This window comes from Mesorhizobium sp. WSM4830 (genome assembly GCF_055811495.1).
The window spans coordinates 248,510-265,725 of record NZ_JBVVQI010000003.1; the positions used below are offsets into that span (position 1 = coordinate 248,510).

The window sequence follows — 17,216 nt, forward strand, 5'->3', positions numbered from 1 at the left end:
CGGCGAATGTTTCATCACAGTGCCGACCTGTTTAATAAAATGTTTCAATGGCTCAATTCCTGTGAGCCAACGATATTTTTGGCGAAGGTAGCGACTTGACGGCAACACCGGGCAAGGCGATAACGCCGGCCATGAGAACGTCTTTCGCCATTTGTGGCATTTGCATTATCGGCTAGCCTCGCACTGGTCCTGGACGTTTTCGCCTCATCTCCTCCCAGATTGGACAAACGCCCCGGCCAGCAGGCTGGAGCCCGATTTGCGCCTCGGCGTAACCGACTCCATCCAGAGCACGATCCCAAAAGGTCATGCTCAAACAAAGTAATGCACCGGGAACGCACGTATGTCTGACGCATCGAAGAGCCTGCGCCTCTACAACACGCTAACGCGGAGCAAGGAGGATTTCTTCCCGATCGATCCGCGCAACGTGCGCATGTATGTCTGCGGCCCGACGGTCTATGACTTCGCCCATATCGGCAATGCGCGGCCGGTGATCGTCTTCGACGTGCTGTTCCGTTTGCTGCGCCATCTCTACGGGCAAGCGCACGTCACTTACGTCCGCAACATTACGGACGTCGACGACAAGATCAACGCCCGCGCACTGCGCGATTTCGGCGGCGAGATTGCCTCTGGCAAGTTGTCGCTGAACGAAGCGATCAGGCGGGTCACCGAAAAGACCGCCGACCAGTTCCACAAGGACGTTGCGGCGCTCGGTTGCCTGGAACCGACGGTCGAGCCGCGCGCCACCGAGTTCGTCGAGCCCAGGCCCGACGGCAAGGTCGACATGATCTTCTTGATTCAGCGCTTGATCGAACGCGGCCATGCCTATGTCGCGGCTGGAGAAGTCCTGTTCGACACCGCTTCCATGCCGGACTACGGGCAGTTGTCGAAGCGCAATCTCGACGAGCAGCAGGCCGGCGCCCGCGTCGCCGTCGATGCGCATAAGAAGAACCCGCAGGATTTCGTGCTGTGGAAATTGTCTTCGCCCGAGGAACCGGGCTGGGACAGCCCGTGGGGCAGGGGCCGGCCCGGCTGGCACATCGAGTGCTCGGCGATGTCGGCCGCCTATCTCGGCGAGGTGTTCGACATCCATGGCGGTGGTATCGACCTGATCTTTCCTCACCACGAGAACGAGATCGCGCAGTCGCGATGCGCCCACGGCACCGAAACGATGGCCAAGGTGTGGATGCACAACGGCTTCCTGCAGGTCGAGGGCCAGAAGATGTCCAAGAGCCTGGGCAATTTCTATTCGATCACCGAATTGCTGGAGACGGAGACCTTTGGCGGCCGCAAATGGCCGGGCGAGGTGCTCAGGCTGGCGATGCTGATGACGCACTATCGCGAGCCAATCGACTTTTCCGTGCGCAAGCTGGAAGAGGCGGAGAATACGCTGCGCAAATGGAAGCGGGCGGCCGATCTGGCGCCGCCGACGGCAAAGCCGGTGCCGGCGGATGTGATCGAAGCGCTCTCGGATGACCTTGCCACCTATGCCGCATTCCAGTTGCTGACGCAGTTGGCTGGCGATGCTGTTGATCTCAACACTGGTAGTGGCAACGCAGCCGCCGAAGGCAACGATGCTGCCGCTTCACTGAAGGCATCGCTGTTGTTCCTCGGCTTCGACGTTGCAACAGCCAAGGTGGATGAAGACGCCATTGCCAAGGCGATCGCCAAACGCCTCGCATTGATCGCTGCCAAGAACTGGGCCGAGGCCGACCTCATCCGCGACGAGTTGCTGGCGCAAGGCATCCAGTTGAAGGACGGCAAGGACCCCGTCACCGGCGAACGCATCACCACTTGGGAGGTAAAAAGATGATCGATCATCTCGGCATCATCGTTTCGGATTTTGACGCGTCGAAGGCTTTTTACGACAGGGCGATGGCGCCGCTCGGCGCCTCGCTGCTTTACATGGTGCCGCTGGAATATACCGGCGGCGCTAAGGTCGGCGGCTACGGCCGCGACCGGCCGGTGTTTTGGCTGCATGCCGGCAAGGACAAGCCGAAGGATCATCAGCATGTCGCTTTCACCGCGCGCAGCCGCGCCGAGGTCGATGCCTTTCACGCCGCGGCGATCGCCGCCGGCGGCAAGGACAATGGCGGGCCGGGCCTGCGACCGCACTACCACCCCAACTATTACGCTGCCTTCGTCTTCGATCCCGACGGCAACAATGTCGAGGCGGTCTGCCATGCTCCGGAGTAATGCGCGATGAGCCTCGACAACAAACCGGTGTATTCAGGCGGCTGCCAGTGCGGCGCGGTGCGCTTCCGCGTCGAAGGCGCGCTCGGCGATGCTTCCGTCTGCCATTGCCGCATGTGCCAGAAGGCGAGCGGCAATTTCTACCTGCCGCTGGTCTCGGTGCGCGGCGCAAGGCTGGACTGGACGCGCGGTGAGCCCAAACGCTTCCGCTCGTCCAACGCGGCTTTGCGCGGTTTCTGCGCCGAATGCGGTACGCCGCTGACCTTCGAAGCGCCCGACGGCGTGGCGCTCGCCATCGCCGCATTCGACCACCCCGAGGAGATCGCGCCGACCATCCAATGGGGTGTCGAAGCCAAGCTCCCCTACGTAGATCACGTCCACGAATTGCCCGGTGAGGAGACAATGGCCGACGTTTCGTCTGCCTCCTATCTCGCCGATCTCGTCTCCTACCAACATCCCGACCACGACACCGAACAATGGCCGCCGGAGGAAAAATCATGACCGAAACCGTTCGTACCGGCGGCTGCCAGTGCGGCGCCGTGCGCTTCCGCATCCACGGCGCCCTCGGCCGCCCGTCCATTTGTCATTGCCGCATGTGCCAGAAACAGTTCGGGTCGTTTTTCGGCGCGCTGGTGACAGTGCCGAGCGACGGCGTCGAATGGGTGCGCGAGGAGCCGAGTTACTTTCAGTCGTCGGTCAACATCGATCGCGGCTTCTGCGCCCGCTGCGGCACACCGCTGACCTACCGCCAGCCCGGTGCGCTGGAGATCGCCATCGGCGCCTTCGACGACCGTTCCGATCTGGCGCCGCAGATCCAGGTCAACTACGCCGCCAGGCTGGCCTGGGTCGAGACGATCTTCGACGCGCCGATCCACGACGACCCGGATTTCTATGCGCGGCAGGAATCCATCATTTCCTTCCAGCATCCCGATCACGAGACGGCCAACTGGCCGCAGCAGGGCCTGAAACTATGAGCAGCGAATTCCGCACCCTCTATCCCGAGATCGAAGCCTTCGAATCCGGCATGCTCGACGTTGGCGGTGGCCATCAGGTCTATTGGGAGCGCTCCGGCACCCGCGGTGCCAAGCCGGCTGTATTCCTGCATGGCGGGCCGGGCGGCGCTATTTCGCCAAAGCACCGGCGGCTGTTCGATCCGAAGCTGTACGATGTCATCCTGTTCGACCAGCGCGGCTGCGGAAAATCGACGCCCAATGCCTCGCTTGAAGCCAACACCACCTGGCATCTGGTCGCCGACATCGAGCGCCTGCGAAAAATGTGCGGCTTCGACAAATGGCTGGTGTTCGGCGGTTCTTGGGGTTCGACGCTGGCGCTGGCCTATGCCGAGACCCACCCCGAGCGGGTCAGCGAACTGGTCGTGCGCGGCATCTATACGCTGACCCGCGCCGAACTCGAATGGTACTACCAGTTCGGTGTGTCAGAGATGTTCCCCGACAAGTGGGAGCGGTTTCTGGCGCCAATCCCGGAGGCTGAGCGCGGCGACATGATGGCCGCCTACCGCAAGCGCCTGGTTGGCAGCGATCCTGTGGCGCGGGTCGAGGCCGCTCGCGCCTGGAGCCTGTGGGAGGGCGAGACGATCACGCTGCTGCCGGAACCGGAAACCAGTGGTCCCTTCGGCCAGGATGATTATGCCCTGGCTTTCGCCCGCATTGAGAACCACTATTTCGTCCATGCCGGCTGGCTGGAAGAGGGACAGCTGCTGCGCGATGCATGGAAGCTTAAGGATATCCCGGGTACCATCGTTCACGGCCGCTACGACATGCCGTGCCCGGCGCGCTATGCCTGGGCGCTGCACAAGGCGTGGCCGAAAGCGGATTTCCATCTGATCGAAGGCGCCGGCCACGCCTATTCGGAGCCGGGCATCCTCGACAGGCTGATCCGCGCGACGGACACGTTTGCCGGGAAATGACCATGGCTCGCGAGCGCCTTTATCTGTTCGACACCACGCTGCGCGATGGTCAGCAGACGCCGGGTATCGACTTTTCCGTCGAGGACAAGATCGCCATCGCCAAGCTGCTCGACGAGTTCGGCATCGACTACGTCGAGGGCGGCTACCCCGGCGCCAATCCAACCGACACCACCTTCTTTGCCGAGCGTCGCACGGCCGATGCCAAGTTCGTTGCGTTTGGCATGACCAAACGGGCAGGAGTGTCGATTTCGAACGATCCTGGGCTTGCCGCGCTGGTCCAGTCGAAGTCGGACGCCATCTGCTTCGTCGCCAAGAGTTGGGACTACCATGTCCGCGTCGCCCTCGGCTGCACCAATGAGGAGAACCTCGAGGCGATCAAGGCCTCGGTCGAGGCCGCGCTCACGGCCGGCAAGGAGGCGATGGTCGACTGCGAGCATTTCTTCGACGGCTTCAAGGCCAACCCCGATTATGCGCTGGCCTGCGCCAGGACGGCCTACGATGCCGGCGCGCGCTGGGTGGTGCTGTGCGACACCAATGGCGGCACGCAGCCCTCCGAGTTGCGCGCCATCGTCGAAAAGGTGATCGCGGCCGGCATACCGGGCGACCATCTCGGCATCCACGCCCATGACGACACCGGCCAGGCGGTGGCAAATTCGCTTGCCGCCGTCGAGGCCGGCGTGCGCCAGATCCAGGGCACGCTGAACGGCATCGGCGAGCGCTGCGGCAACGCCAACCTGATCTCGATCGTGCCGACATTGGCGTTGAAGCCGGCCTTTTCGGGCCGCTTTGCTACAGGCATTTCGGCAGAGGCGTTGACCGGTATATCGCGCCTGTCCCGCGCCTTCGACGAGTTGCTGAACCGTGCGCCGGAAGCGCAAGCGCCCTATGTCGGGGCCTCCGCTTTCGCCACCAAGGCCGGTATCCATGCCTCGGCGCTGGCCAAGGAGCCGGCGACCTACGAGCATGTTCCGCCAGAAACTGTCGGCAACCGCCGCCGTGTCATGGTTTCGGACCAAGGCGGCAAGGCCAATTTCCTGGCCGAGCTGAAGCGGCGCGGCATCGACATGCCCCGGGACGACCATCGCCTCGACGCGCTGATCGCCGTGGTCAAGGAGCGCGAGGCGGAGGGCTACGCATACGAAGGCGCCGACGCCAGCTTCGAGCTTCTGGCGCGCAAGATGCTGCACGGCCTGCCGGAATTCTTCCGCGTCACCTCGTTCCGCTGCATGGTCGAGCGCCGTTTCGACGCCAACGGCCAGCTGAAGACGGTCTCGGAGGCGATTGTGAAAGTGCTGGTCGAGGGCGAGGAGAAGATGTCGGTCGCCGAAGGCCATGGCCCGGTCAACGCGCTCGACATTGCGCTGCGCAAGGATCTCGGCAAATTCCAGAGCGAAATCGCCGATCTCGAGCTGGCCGACTTCAAGGTGCGTATCCTCAATGGCGGCACCGAGGCGATCACCCGCGTGCTGATCGAATCGCATGACGGTACCGGCGCGCGCTGGTGGACGGTCGGCGTCTCCGAAAACATCATCGATGCTTCGTTCCAGGCGCTGATGGACTCGATCGTCTACAAGCTGATGAAGAACCGCGACATGGCGGGATTGGCAGCGGCGGAGTGAGGAAATGGGCTTCACGATAAGCTGGGTCGCATTCAATGGTCTGCCACTCGCGAAGGCAGCGCTGGCTTTCGGTCTGGCTCAAAGCGGACAATCGGACGAGGTTTTTGATTTTGACTACAATGGCGTGACGGTTGGTCAAAATTGGTCTGTCGTCATTTTTAACGACGTGAACATGGACCTGGTGGACGAGAAGCGCCTAGCAAACCTTTCGACGGGCAGGGACATTGTCGTCGTTCACAATATCGACACGGTCATGCTGCAATGGGCCGAACAGTGGCGCGACGGGCACGAAGTCTGGAGCATACGACACACCAGCGCAGACGGTGCGCGCAACCTAGAAGCGACAGGAAACCTTCCATTCTGTTTCGAGGAGATTCGCCGCGAGCGCTTCGCAGATCAGGATCGCGAGGACGCCGGTGCTGCCACTATAGACTTTATCGCAGATATTCCGATCGAGGTGGCAGAATGCGTGACGGGCTTTCGTCACGACACCGTTGGAGCGGAATTCATGGAATTGGTGCCTGCGCCCGGCGAAACCAAATGACTGCGGGCTTCGCGCATCTCAATGAACTGGTGAAAACGCCGGGTTCTTGAACCATCAGCGAGACTCCATTTATCCATCAGCAATTTGCGATGGTTTTGGGCAAGCCGCTGGCGCATAGCCTTGGGCCATGACTACCCAAGCACTTCAAATCGAGGCCGGCACCAAAGCTCGTCGCGGCTTCCTGCTGGCGCTCGGCGCCTACCTGCTTTGGGGGCTGCTGCCCTTCTATATGAAGGCTGTCGCGCATCTGCCTCTGGCCGAAGTCATCGCCCACCGCATCGTCTGGTCGGTGCCGATCGCGGCCGCCGTCCTGGTCTGGGCCGGCCGCACTGCCGATTTCAAAGCGGCAGTTCGTTCGCCGCGCATCATTTCGATGGCGGTGCTGACGGCGGCGCTGATCTCGGTCAACTGGGGCATCTATGTCTGGGCGATCGCGGTCGACCGCACCATCGAGACGGCGCTCGGCTACTACATCAACCCGCTGGTCAGCGTCGTTGTCGGCGCGCTGCTGCTCGGCGAGCGGCTCGACCGCCTGCAGATTGCGGCGGTGGTGCTGGCGGCAATCGCGGTCGCGGTGCTGACCATCGACGCCGGCAAGCTGCCCTGGGTGTCGCTGGTGCTGGCCTTTTCCTTTGCCGCCTATGGCTTCTTCCGCAAGACGCTGCCGATCGGCCCGAGCCAGGGCTTCCTGCTTGAAGTGCTGCTGCTGTCGGTGCCGGCACTCGGCTACATCATCTTCCTGATCGCCACAGGACAGGATCATTTCGTCTCCAGCTCGCTGAACGACACCGCCTTGCTGATCGGCTGCGGCCCGGTCACCGCCGTGCCGCTGCTGTTGTTTGCGTTCGGCGCCAGGCTGCTGCGCCTCTCCACCATCGGCATCATGCAGTATATCGCGCCGACAATCGTCTTTTTGATCGCGGTGCTGATTTTCGGCGAACCGTTCGGCAGCGTTCAGGCCATAGCCTTCGGGCTGATCTGGGCGGCGCTGGCGACGTACTCCTGGTCGATGTTTTCTACGGCGCGCAAGACCGTTGCCGCATCCGCTCGAGCCGCCTAACGAAGAAAGGCGGCTGGCCGGTCCTAAAGGCCGGCTGCCGCCTCTTTTCACGATCGCTCAGCGCTTCGGCCCGAAGCCGGGATAGGGTTGCAGCGGCACGACGGCGGCAATGTCCATCATGCCGGCCTTGACCAGCGGTAAAGTTGCGAGATGGTTGCGCACATCGGCATCGCTGCCGGCTTCGAACATCATGCCGCTGCCGGGAATGTCGCCCCGATTCCACACCTGACGCACGGCGCCTTCGGCATAGAGCGTGCGGCGCTGCTCGGCCTCGCCAGGCAGCAGCGGCGCAAAATCGGCGTCGGTAAACTTTTCGGTGTTGCGCGCAAGAAGGGCAAAGAACTGCATCGGAATCTCCTGATGTTGGCCGTTGGAATGCCGAAAATATTCGCTTCGGCTGGCCAGACAGTCCAAGACTGATTAGGCTAAAGTTGAGACCTTACGGGACTTTAGCATCGGAGCAACAATGTTCGACCTGCGCCAGCTCCGCTATTTCATCGCGGTGGCCGAAGCCGGCAATGTCGGGCGTGCCGCCGAATTGCTGCACATTTCGCAGTCGCCGCTCAGCCGTCAGATCATGCAGCTGGAGGAGCAACTGGGCGTCGCATTGTTCGAGAGGGCGAGGCAGCGTGTTCATCTCAATGCCGAGGGCCGCGCTTTTCTTGCCGAGGCGCGTGCGCTGCTGGCCCATGCAAGACGGCTGGAGGAGCTCGGCCGCAATCTCGCCGGCGGTACGGTCGGCCGTCTCGCCATCGGCTATGTCGAAGGTGCGGTCCATGCAGGGCTTGTCGCTCGAATGCTGCGCCAGTTTCGCCGCGACCGGCCCGAATTTCATCTTCAACTGAAGGGTCAGCGTTCCGCCGCGCAGATCGAAGCGCTGCGCGAACGATCGCTCGATCTGGGCCTCGTGTACACGCCTCCTTCTGCCGACGATCCCGACATCGCCGCCATGCTCATCATGCGCGAGCCGCTGGTTCTGGCGATGCCGGAAGGCGATTCATTGGCTGAAATCGCGGAGATACTGCCGCAGCAACTGGACGGACGTACCTGGATCACGGTGGTGCGCCAGCCTGACGACACCAACCGCAGCCAATTTCTCGCCGCCTGTGCGAAGGCCGGCTTCCTGCCCGACATTGCCTATGAGACGACCGATCCGTTGACGTCGTTGGGCCTGGTCAGCGCCGGGCTTGGGCTGGCGACGGTGCAGGCCAGCCTGCGGAGTGCCGCGCCGCCTCAGATCGTGTTTCGCGATCTGCCGTGGTTCGAACGCACCGTCTCGATCCATCTCGCCTGGCGGCGTCAGGACAAGCGCGCGGTCATTGCGGACTTAAGGAAGGCGGTAGGGAAGGAGTGAATAGTGAATAGTGAATAGTCAGTAGTCAGTAGTCAGTAGGCAGGTGCCGATTCGGAAGGTCTTGTACTTCGCTATTCACTAGTCACCATTCACTCTACATCTTATCAATCACCGACTGCACGCCCTCCGTCGGTGCATCGACGGAGGATCCCGCCACCATGATAGCGGCGACGATTGCTTCCGGATCCTCGACCACCAGCGGCTTGACCCGTTGCGCGGTGTGGATGAAGCCCTCCGTTGCCATGTGATCGAGCAACGCCAGCATCGGATCCCAGAACCCTCCGACGTTGCCGAAAACGATCGGCTTGCGGTGATGGCCGAGCTGCGCCCAAGTCATGATTTCGACGATCTCCTCGACGGTGCCGATGCCGCCGGGCAGCGCCACAAAGGCGTCGGATTTCTCGAACATCCTGTGTTTGCGCTCGTGCATATTATCGGTGATGACGAGCTCGTCGAGCCGGTTAAGCGCGGTTTCGGTCGCCTCCCGGTTGATCAGAAAACGTGGAATTATGCCGGTTACCTTGCCGCCGGCCTTTAACGCCCCTTCAGCGACGGCACCCATGATACCTTTAGTGCCGCCGCCATAAATCAGACGCAGGCCGGACTTGGCGATCGAGCGGCCAAGCAGGTGTCCGGCCTTGATATAGGTTTCATCTCGGCCCGGGGAGGAGCCGCAATAGACGCAGACAGATCGAATCGTGTTCATGTTATGATTGGTGATAGGGACTATTGGCATGGTCAAGCCCTGGGGCGGGCTTTTTCTTGTCGGCTTTGGCAAAACAGGCTAGACCGAAATTAGGTGGCTAAGGGGCAGGGAAACATGGCAATTAATCCGTTGAAGGCGTTTTTGTTCGCGGCTGGCGGCTCTGTCGCCGCGGCGGGAACCGCCTATGTATCGGGCGCACTCGACCCGTATCTCAATCTTACCCGGCCTGCGGAGGTCGCGGCGCTGACGCCGCCGGCTTCGAAACCGGCCGCTCCGGCGACCGAGGGCCGGCTGCCGCCTGCGCCCGCCGCGTCCACCGAGGCCGCAGCGCCCGCCGCGCCGGCCGCAGCAGGTGCAATCGTGCCGACCTTCGACATCGTGCGCGTCGAAAGCAACGGCTCGATCGTCGTCGCCGGCAATGCGGCGCCCAACGCCAAGGTCGAGATTCTCAACGGTTCGGCTGTGCTCGGCTCGACGGTCGCCGGCCCTGACGGCGCCTTTGCCATTATTCTCGACGATCCGCTGAAGCCCGGCGACTATACGATCACGCTGCGCTCGACGGCTGGCAATGTCGTGACCGCCTCGGCGCAGACCGCCGTCGTTTCGATCCCCCAGAATTCCACCGGCCAGGTGCTGGCAATGGTCGAGGAGCCGGGCAAGCCGTCCGAACTGCTCACTGTTCCGGCCCCTCAAGCGAAATCTGACGCCTCGCCGCCCGTCGGCGAACAGGCGGCCGTTCAGCCACCCGCCACCGGCACCGAATTGCCGGCTGCCGCAGCGCCTGCGGCTGATGTTCCAGCAGCGCCTGCTCCTGCCGCGCCGGCCGCTGTTGAAGCCGCGCCGACTCCGGCAGCACCCGCCACATCGGCAGCGCCCGCTACTCCCGCGGTGGAGCCGAAGATCGTCGTCGAAGCTGTCGAAATCGACGGCAACAAGATTTTCGTTGCCGGGCTCGCCGATCCCGGCCGCAAGGTGCGCGCCTATGCCAACGATATCCTGCTCGGCGACGCGAAGACCTCGCCCGACCGCCACTTCCTGGTCGAAGCGACACGTGACATCCCGGTCGGCACCTACACCATCCACGTCGATGCGCTCGGCGCCGACGGCGTGACGGTGGTGGCCCGTGCCGCTGTGCCGTTCGAGCGCGAGCCTGGTGAGGCGGTTGCCGCCGTGGCGCCCGCCGAGCCGAATGCTCCGGCGACCAAAGCGGCGCCGGCAACGGCCGTCGAAACGCCCGCAACTGCCCCCACTCCTACAACCGAAGCCCCGGCCGAAATGGCCGCCACAACGCCTTCGGGCGAAACCCCCGAGACCGTGGCTCCAAAGCTCGAACATGCCGATGGCGCAGTCATTATCCGCCGCCATGACACGCTGTGGCGGATTTCGCGGCGGGTCTATGGCCAGGGCATGCGCTACTCGACCATCTATCTCGCCAACCAGGACCAGATCAGCAATCCGAACCGCATCTGGCCGGGGCAGGTGTTCAAGGTGCCGGAGAAATCGAAGGAAGGCGAACCCGCCGATCTCAAGGCAATGGGCGACCAGATGACGACGGCGCCAGCCAAGGCCGAGTAGCGTTCTGCCCATCAGGATAGCTTGCGGCAGGGCCGGTCATCGTTTATCGCCGATGGACGATGACCGAATCCCCCCTCGTGACGGACCAACGCCGCGCGGCAGATGAACACGCGCCGGCCAACTGCATGCCGGCCAACTGTACGCCGGATAGCCGCGCCGTCGCTGTCCGGCTCGCGGCCCTTTCGCATCCGGCGCGGATCGAAATTCTCAAACACCTTTCCGCAAGCCGTTCCTGCTGCTGTCGCGAGGTTGTCGAGCATCTCGACCTGGCGCAGTCCACTGTTTCCCAGCATTTGAAGATCCTGGTCGAGGCCGGGCTGATCCGCTTCGAGCCTGACCGCCAGCGCTCGCGCTATGAACTCGACCGCGCCGCGCTCGCCGATGTTTCGGCATCGCTGGCCGCGCTGGTCGATTCCTGCTGCTCCGGCCGCTAAAATCATAAAGGTAAACAAGAATGGCCGAGAAAACCGTTTCCGCCGATTCCGGCTCGACCTTTAGAACGTTGCGCAATCTCTGGCCCTATATGTGGCCGGCCGACCGCGCCGACCTGAGGGCGCGGGTGGTGTGGGCCACCGTGCTGCTGGTTGTCGCCAAGCTGACCCTGGTGGCCGGACCCTATTTCTTCAAATGGGCGACCGACGCACTGGCCGGCGATAGCAAATCGCCGCCGCCGCTGCCGGCCTTCCTGCTGGCGCCGGTCATGCTGGTCGTCGCCTACAATGCCGTGCGGCTGGTGCAACTCGGCTTCAACCAGTTGCGCGACGCCCTGTTTGCACGGGTCGGCCAGCATGCGGTGCGCCGGCTCGCCTTCCGTACCTTCGTGCACATGCACGAACTGTCGCTGCGCTTCCACCTCGAACGGCGCACCGGCGGACTGTCGCGCGTCATCGAGCGCGGCACCAAGGGCATCGAGACGATCGTCCGCTTCACCATGCTGGCCACGGCGCCGACAATCGTCGAATTCGCGCTCACCGCCGGCATCTTCGCCGTCACCTATGGCTGGCTATACGTCTTGGTGATCGCGGTCACGGTCTGGCTCTATGTCTGGTTCACCGTCAGGGCGAGCGATTGGCGTATTTCGATCCGCCGCGAGATGAACGACAGCGACAATGAAGCCAGCACGAAGGCGATCGATTCGCTGCTCAACTACGAAACAGTCAAATATTTCAACAACGAAGCCATGGAGGCCGAGCGCTTCGACCGGTCCACGGCGCGCTATGAGGTGGCGGCGACCAGGACCTGGACCTCGCTTGGCTGGCTGAACTTCGGCCAAGGGGTGATCTTCGGCATCGGCATGACCGTCGTCATGGTGCTGTCGGCGCTCGAGGTGAAGGCAGGCACACAGAGCGTCGGCGATTTCGTCTTCGTCAACGCCATGCTCATGCAGCTTTCGGTGCCGCTCAATTTCATTGGCATGATCTACCGCGAAATTCGCCAGGGCCTGACCGATATCGAAAACATGTTCGATCTGCTCGACGTCAAGCGCGAGATCGTCGATCGGCCGGGCGCCAATCCACTGGTCGTCGAAGCCGGCAAGATCGAGTTCCATGACGTGCATTTTTCCTACGACCCCAACCGCAAGATCCTGAAGGGCATCAGCTTCGAGGTGCCGGCCGGCAAGACGGTGGCCATCGTCGGCCCCTCAGGAGCCGGAAAGTCGACCATTTCGCGGCTTTTGTTTCGTTTCTACGACATTCAGCGCGGCAAGATTCTGATCGACGGCCAGGACATTCGCGACGTCAAACAGGAGAGCTTGCGCGCCGCCATCGGCATGGTGCCGCAGGACACGGTGCTGTTTAACGACACCATCGCCTACAACATCCGCTACGGCCGTATCGGCGCCAGCGAGGAGGATGTGCGCAAGGCGGCAGAACTGGCCCAGATCGGACCGTTCATCGAGCGGCTGCCAGACGGCTATCGCTCAATGGTGGGCGAGCGCGGGCTGAAACTGTCCGGCGGCGAGAAGCAGCGGGTGGCGATCGCCCGTACCATCTTGAAGGCTCCGCCGATCCTGATGCTCGACGAGGCGACCTCGGCGCTGGACAGCCACACCGAGCAGGAGATCCAGGCGGCACTCGACCTGGTCAGCCAGGGCCGCACCACCCTCGTCATCGCCCACCGGCTGTCGACGGTGATTTCGGCCGACGAGATCATCGTCCTGCAGGACGGCCAGATCGCCGAGCGCGGCACCCATGTCGCCTTGATAGCCAAGCGCGGCCTTTATGCATCGATGTGGGACCGCCAGCGCGAGGCAAGTGAGGCCGAGGAGCGGCTGCGCATTGCCCGCGAAAGCGACGAGTTCGGCGTCGTTGTCCGCCGCCGCACCTCGGAGGTGAGCTGAAAATTTGTGCTTGACCTCAACTTAAGTTGAGATCGTAGGCCGTTTTGGATCGCAGCAAGATGCGTCGTTCAAAACGGAGACAATCGATATGAATGGGATAAATCAGTCAGTCAGTGGCGGCAGCGTATTCCGGGTGGACAAGTTTGTTGTTCCGGCCAATGCCCGCGAGGAGATTCTTGCCAAGGTCCGGATGACGCATGAATTGCTGCGCCAACAGCAAGGGTTCGTCCAGGATTTCCTGCTCGAGCAATTCTCGGGGCCGGGCGAGTTCAACCTCGTGACCATTGTCGAATGGGAAGGGCAGGCCGCTGTCGACAAGGTCGTGCCGATCATCAAGGCTGCGCATGAGCGCAGCGGCTTCAATCCTCAGGAGACCATTGCGCGACTTGGCGTCAAGGCCGATATCGCCAACTATCAGCGGATCCCCGGGATGTAAGCTCTCTACGGCCAGCCGGCGCCCGGCGCGATAGCCTCGACGCTGAGCACTTGGCCGGTACGGGCATCGCTGATCATATGTTCGAAGCCGCGCCATTCGGCGGCGACGATGAACAGCGTTTTTCCGTCGCCGCCGCCGAGCATGCAGGCAAAACAGCCGCGATCGACGTCGACGCTTTCGAGCATTGCGCCGCGCTCGCGCACCCGCACGCAATGCCGGTTCGGAACGTCGGCGTACCACGCCGCACCTTCGGCATCGAGGCAGATGCCATCCGGAAAACCGTTGCCGAGATTGGCCCAGACCCTTCGGTTGGAAAGGCCACCATCGGCAGCGATGTCGAAGGCGGTCAGCCTGTTTGCGTGGGACTCGGCAACGATCAGCGTCTTGTTGTCAGGCGTCACCGCCATGCCATTGGCGAAGGCGAGGTTCTCAGCCACCTGCTGAACCGAGCCATCAGGTGCGACTTGCACGATGGTGCCGGGGCCGAAATGCTGGCCGGGAGCCGGAGCAGGCCCACCGCCATTGACGTAGATATTGCCGCGCCCATCGACCACGATCTCGTTCCACGGGCTCTTCGACAGGTGTCTCAGATCGGCATGGGTGACCAGCCTCTCGCCTGCCTCCTGCCTGAGGACCAGCCCTTCGCGGCCGGAGACGACAAGCAGGCGCCCGTCCGGAAGCCAGTCGATGGAATAGGGCAGGGTGGCCGGCACGGTGAGCACGATCTCGCTGTTGCCTTGGGCGTCAACGGCGATGATCTGGCCTGTGCCCCAGTTGCAGAACCACAGCCGGCCATCGTGCCAGCGCGGCGACTCGCCGAAGGCCAAGCCGTTCATCACCACTCGCACTTGCCTAGCTGCTGATTTCTGCATGGGCCGAGAACCTCCGGGTTGGCGCAAATCGTCCTGGCCGAAAGGCCAATGAGAGGCGCTGTCTTACCAAGGACGGGCGAGAGTGCTGCGTTCCGACAACGAGGATTGCGACGGCGTCGTTTATATTTGACCTGAGTAGCCGCACGGAACCGCGCGATGCGCCGTGCGCATCCACGGTCGCTGTCGACCTCTTGCTGCGCAGGGCCGGGTTCGATCCGACCGATGCTGTCGTCTCTGCGAACTCGGTCGTGCCTATGGAAGGCGGCGCGGTTGTGAACTGGGTGGTTATGGCCGACGAGCATGTATTCCTCCTCCAGTCGACCCCGAGAGGCGGCGTGCTACGCGGCAGCCACGAAGAGAGCTTGGCGGAGGCCGATCGGCGCGAGCTCGAGGAGTATTTCGACCAAGCGGCGGCAGCGGGTGCCTGAGGGGATTTCGCTTGGCCGTTCTGAGACGGCGACGACCGCCACCTCCAAGCGCTCCCATTGTCGCGTTGCGAGCGCGGGGTGTTTCCGCTATTGAAGCCGGACTTGGAAACCAAGGTTATCCTCATCCCATGAGCCTCGTCGACACGATCAAGAATGCGTTCGTTCCGATCCATCGCGAGGGTTATCCCTTTATCGCTGCGTTCGGCGCGGCGACGCTCTTTCTCGGCTATTTCTCCTCGACCCTGTTCTGGATCGGTCTCATCCTGACCGCCTGGTGCGCCTATTTCTTCCGCGATCCCGAGCGTGTCACGCCGATCGACGACCGGCTGGTTGTCAGCCCTGCCGACGGCATCGTCTCGGCGGTCGGCCCGGCCGTGCCGCCGCGCGAGCTTGGCCTCGGCGGCGGTGAAATGACCCGCATCTCGGTGTTCATGAACGTCTTTTCCTGCCACGTGAACCGCTCCCCGGTGCGCGGCCGCATTTCCAGGATCGAGCATCGGCCAGGAAAATTCCTCAATGCCGAACTCGACAAGGCAAGCACCGAGAACGAGCGCAACGGGCTGGTCATCGAAAGCCCCAATGGAACAGTCGCCGCGGTGCAGATCGCCGGCCTGGTAGCGCGGCGCATCGTCTGCTGGGCCGAGCCCGGCGGCGCCATCGGCACCGGCGAGCGCTTCGGGCTGATCCGCTTTGGCTCGCGCGTCGATGTATTCCTGCCCTCGACCGCGACGCCGCGCGTCGCCGTCGGCCAGACCGCGGTCGGCGGTGAGACGGTGCTGGCGGAATTCGGCGGCGTTGCCGCAACGCCGCTCGTGCGGATCTCCTGACCGGTGGCGCCGCCGTTCAAGAAATTCGAGGCGCATGGCGGCGGTGGCCCGCGCATTCGCGAAATCCCGATGCGCATGGTGCTGCCCAACCTGGTGACTGTGCTCGCCATTTGCGCCGGCCTGTCCGGTATTCGCTTCGGCTTTGAGGGCCGCTTCGAGCCAGCGGTGGTGATGGTACTGCTCGCCGCCTTCCTCGATGGTATCGACGGCCGTCTGGCGCGAATGCTGAAGGCGACTTCCAAATTCGGCGCCCAGATGGATTCGCTGGCCGATATCGTCAATTTCGGCGTGGCACCGGCGCTGGTGCTCTATGCCTTTCTGCTCGACAGGGCAGGTTCGCCGGGCTGGATCGCCGCCCTGCTGTTCACCATCGCCTGTGGGATGAGGCTTGCCCGTTTCAACGTGCTCGACGAAGAGCTCGACCGTCCGCAGTGGCAGACCGAATATTTCGTCGGCGTGCCGGCGCCGGCGGGTGCGGTGCTGGTGATGCTGCCGCTCTATCTGTTCTTCCTCAGGCTTGGGCTTGAACCCAGCCGCCTGGCGGCCTTCATTGCCACCGGCTTTACAATATTGGTGGCGTTCCTGCTGGTCAGCAGACTGCCCGTCTATTCCGGCAAGAGCGTCAGGATACCGGGCGACAGGGTGCTGCCGATCATCCTCGCAGTCGTCCTCTACGTCCTGCTTTTGATGACCTATCCCTGGTATACGCTGACGGCCTCGGTTGCCGGCTATCTGGTCTTCTTGCCGTTCAGCGTGCGCGCCTATTCGAGACGCGCCAAGCGCGAAGGCGAGAAGGTGCCGTCCTCGGATATTGGCTGACAGATTTGGTGCCAGTTCGCGTTGCGCCTGGCAGTGCATGATTCCGAAAAGGGTCATCCGTTTAGACTTAGGACCGGCTCGCAGAGCGCGCGGCGCTGTGGAATGCACCTCAAAAACCCGTTTTCGGAACTTGCTGGGCGGCTAGACCGTTTGTGTTTGGTAGGTCCGTTTTAAGCGGCAGCTGTTAGTGCGCGGTCAGCGTCGCGCAAGCTCCCGCATCGGGCGCAGAACATCGGAAACGAGGAGAAATGGCTGTCATCCTCATCGGCGCGTTACTGACTGTCGCCGGCCTCGTCTATATGGCGGTTGCAGCCATCATGCGCGGGCGGCTTAGTGAGCCGGCCGCTGTCTCCACCGCGCCGGACAGTGTGACGCCCAATCTCGCAACACCAGTTCCGACTCTGGAGCCGCGGCGGCGCGGGCTCCGTTTTCTCGGCCTGTCGCAGAACTGGCCGGGCCTGCTGATGATGGCCGTCGGCGCCATTCTGCTGTTGTCGGTGGTGGTCTTCTAATGCATA

Annotated in this window: 20 protein-coding genes; 17 read left to right on the forward strand and 3 right to left on the reverse strand. The window is 62.8% G+C overall.

The window, feature by feature from the left end:
- Positions 1 to 340: 340 nt before the first annotated feature.
- The 8 genes from cysS (at position 341) to rarD (ending at position 7,340) form a co-directional block, all read left to right on the forward strand.
- Positions 341 to 1,810 carry a cysteine--tRNA ligase gene (cysS, locus tag AC0L2Y_RS06065; RefSeq protein ID WP_473554583.1) on the forward strand — a complete coding sequence of 490 codons (1,470 nt, stop codon included), beginning with the start codon at positions 341 to 343 and terminating at the stop codon, positions 1,808 to 1,810.
- Complete coding sequence (locus AC0L2Y_RS06070; protein WP_473554585.1) at positions 1,807 to 2,193, forward strand: VOC family protein; 387 nt, start codon at positions 1,807 to 1,809, stop codon at positions 2,191 to 2,193. Before cysS ends, AC0L2Y_RS06070 begins: the two co-directional genes overlap by 4 nt.
- Positions 2,194 to 2,199: 6 nt before the next feature.
- Positions 2,200 to 2,691, forward strand: coding sequence for a GFA family protein (locus AC0L2Y_RS06075; protein WP_352490919.1), 492 nt, complete (start codon positions 2,200 to 2,202; stop codon positions 2,689 to 2,691).
- Positions 2,688 to 3,164, forward strand: a complete 477-nt coding sequence (locus AC0L2Y_RS06080; protein WP_473554586.1) for a GFA family protein — start codon at positions 2,688 to 2,690, stop codon at positions 3,162 to 3,164. Before AC0L2Y_RS06075 ends, AC0L2Y_RS06080 begins: the two co-directional genes overlap by 4 nt.
- Positions 3,161 to 4,117, forward strand: coding sequence for a prolyl aminopeptidase (gene pip / locus AC0L2Y_RS06085; RefSeq protein WP_473554587.1), 957 nt, complete (start codon positions 3,161 to 3,163; stop codon positions 4,115 to 4,117). Before AC0L2Y_RS06080 ends, pip begins: the two co-directional genes overlap by 4 nt.
- Positions 4,114 to 5,736 (forward strand): citramalate synthase, encoded by a 1,623-nt coding sequence (gene cimA / locus AC0L2Y_RS06090; RefSeq protein WP_473554589.1) that lies wholly within the window; start codon positions 4,114 to 4,116, stop codon positions 5,734 to 5,736. Before pip ends, cimA begins: the two co-directional genes overlap by 4 nt.
- 4 nt (positions 5,737 to 5,740) lie before the next feature.
- A complete protein-coding gene (locus AC0L2Y_RS06095; protein WP_473554591.1) occupies positions 5,741 to 6,280 on the forward strand; it encodes a hypothetical protein in 540 nt (179 codons plus the stop codon).
- Positions 6,281 to 6,407: 127 nt separating this feature from the next.
- Entirely contained in the window at positions 6,408 to 7,340 is a 933-nt protein-coding gene (rarD, locus tag AC0L2Y_RS06100; RefSeq protein WP_473554593.1) for an EamA family transporter RarD, read from the forward strand.
- A 57-nt stretch (positions 7,341 to 7,397) separates the two neighbouring features.
- On the opposite strand, the gene AC0L2Y_RS06105 is transcribed toward rarD, so the two are convergent.
- Positions 7,398 to 7,688, reverse strand: a complete 291-nt coding sequence (locus AC0L2Y_RS06105) for a muconolactone Delta-isomerase family protein (RefSeq protein WP_352490924.1) — start codon at positions 7,686 to 7,688, stop codon at positions 7,398 to 7,400.
- Between the two features lie 118 nt (positions 7,689 to 7,806).
- On the opposite strand from AC0L2Y_RS06105, the gene AC0L2Y_RS06110 reads away from it, so the two are divergent.
- Positions 7,807 to 8,694, forward strand: a complete 888-nt coding sequence (locus AC0L2Y_RS06110) for a LysR family transcriptional regulator (RefSeq protein WP_473554596.1) — start codon at positions 7,807 to 7,809, stop codon at positions 8,692 to 8,694.
- Positions 8,695 to 8,788: 94 nt separating this feature from the next.
- Here AC0L2Y_RS06110 and AC0L2Y_RS06115 read toward each other — a convergent pair whose 3' ends face one another.
- Positions 8,789 to 9,400, reverse strand: coding sequence for an LOG family protein (locus AC0L2Y_RS06115; RefSeq protein ID WP_254820219.1), 612 nt, complete (start codon positions 9,398 to 9,400; stop codon positions 8,789 to 8,791).
- Between the two features lie 114 nt (positions 9,401 to 9,514).
- Here AC0L2Y_RS06115 and AC0L2Y_RS06120 point away from each other — a divergent pair, with 114 nt between their 5' ends.
- The 4 genes from AC0L2Y_RS06120 (at position 9,515) to AC0L2Y_RS06135 (ending at position 13,752) form a co-directional block, all read left to right on the forward strand.
- Positions 9,515 to 10,975 carry a LysM peptidoglycan-binding domain-containing protein gene (locus AC0L2Y_RS06120; RefSeq protein ID WP_473554597.1) on the forward strand — a complete coding sequence of 487 codons (1,461 nt, stop codon included), beginning with the start codon at positions 9,515 to 9,517 and terminating at the stop codon, positions 10,973 to 10,975.
- Positions 10,976 to 11,034: 59 nt separating this feature from the next.
- Positions 11,035 to 11,409, forward strand: coding sequence for an ArsR/SmtB family transcription factor (locus AC0L2Y_RS06125; RefSeq protein ID WP_473554600.1), 375 nt, complete (start codon positions 11,035 to 11,037; stop codon positions 11,407 to 11,409).
- 20 nt (positions 11,410 to 11,429) lie between these two features.
- Positions 11,430 to 13,316 carry an ABCB family ABC transporter ATP-binding protein/permease gene (locus tag AC0L2Y_RS06130; protein WP_473554602.1) on the forward strand — a complete coding sequence of 629 codons (1,887 nt, stop codon included), beginning with the start codon at positions 11,430 to 11,432 and terminating at the stop codon, positions 13,314 to 13,316.
- An 88-nt stretch (positions 13,317 to 13,404) separates the two neighbouring features.
- Positions 13,405 to 13,752, forward strand: coding sequence for an antibiotic biosynthesis monooxygenase (locus tag AC0L2Y_RS06135; RefSeq protein ID WP_352490929.1), 348 nt, complete (start codon positions 13,405 to 13,407; stop codon positions 13,750 to 13,752).
- A gap of 5 nt (positions 13,753 to 13,757) precedes the next feature.
- On the opposite strand, the gene AC0L2Y_RS06140 is transcribed toward AC0L2Y_RS06135, so the two are convergent.
- On the reverse strand, positions 13,758 to 14,624 hold the full coding sequence (locus AC0L2Y_RS06140; RefSeq protein WP_473554603.1) for an SMP-30/gluconolactonase/LRE family protein: 867 nt from the start codon (positions 14,622 to 14,624) through the stop codon (positions 13,758 to 13,760).
- Positions 14,625 to 14,872: 248 nt separating this feature from the next.
- On the opposite strand from AC0L2Y_RS06140, the gene AC0L2Y_RS06145 reads away from it, so the two are divergent.
- The 4 genes from AC0L2Y_RS06145 (at position 14,873) to AC0L2Y_RS06160 (ending at position 17,210) form a co-directional block, all read left to right on the forward strand.
- On the forward strand, positions 14,873 to 15,052 hold the full coding sequence (locus AC0L2Y_RS06145) for a hypothetical protein (protein ID WP_473554605.1): 180 nt from the start codon (positions 14,873 to 14,875) through the stop codon (positions 15,050 to 15,052).
- Positions 15,053 to 15,180: 128 nt separating this feature from the next.
- Positions 15,181 to 15,879 (forward strand): phosphatidylserine decarboxylase, encoded by a 699-nt coding sequence (locus AC0L2Y_RS06150; RefSeq protein WP_023677729.1) that lies wholly within the window; start codon positions 15,181 to 15,183, stop codon positions 15,877 to 15,879.
- 3 nt (positions 15,880 to 15,882) lie between these two features.
- Positions 15,883 to 16,698, forward strand: coding sequence for a CDP-alcohol phosphatidyltransferase family protein (locus tag AC0L2Y_RS06155; RefSeq protein ID WP_023677728.1), 816 nt, complete (start codon positions 15,883 to 15,885; stop codon positions 16,696 to 16,698).
- Positions 16,699 to 16,946: 248 nt separating this feature from the next.
- Positions 16,947 to 17,210, forward strand: a complete 264-nt coding sequence (locus AC0L2Y_RS06160; protein ID WP_473554607.1) for a hypothetical protein — start codon at positions 16,947 to 16,949, stop codon at positions 17,208 to 17,210.
- Positions 17,211 to 17,216 lie beyond the last annotated feature (6 nt).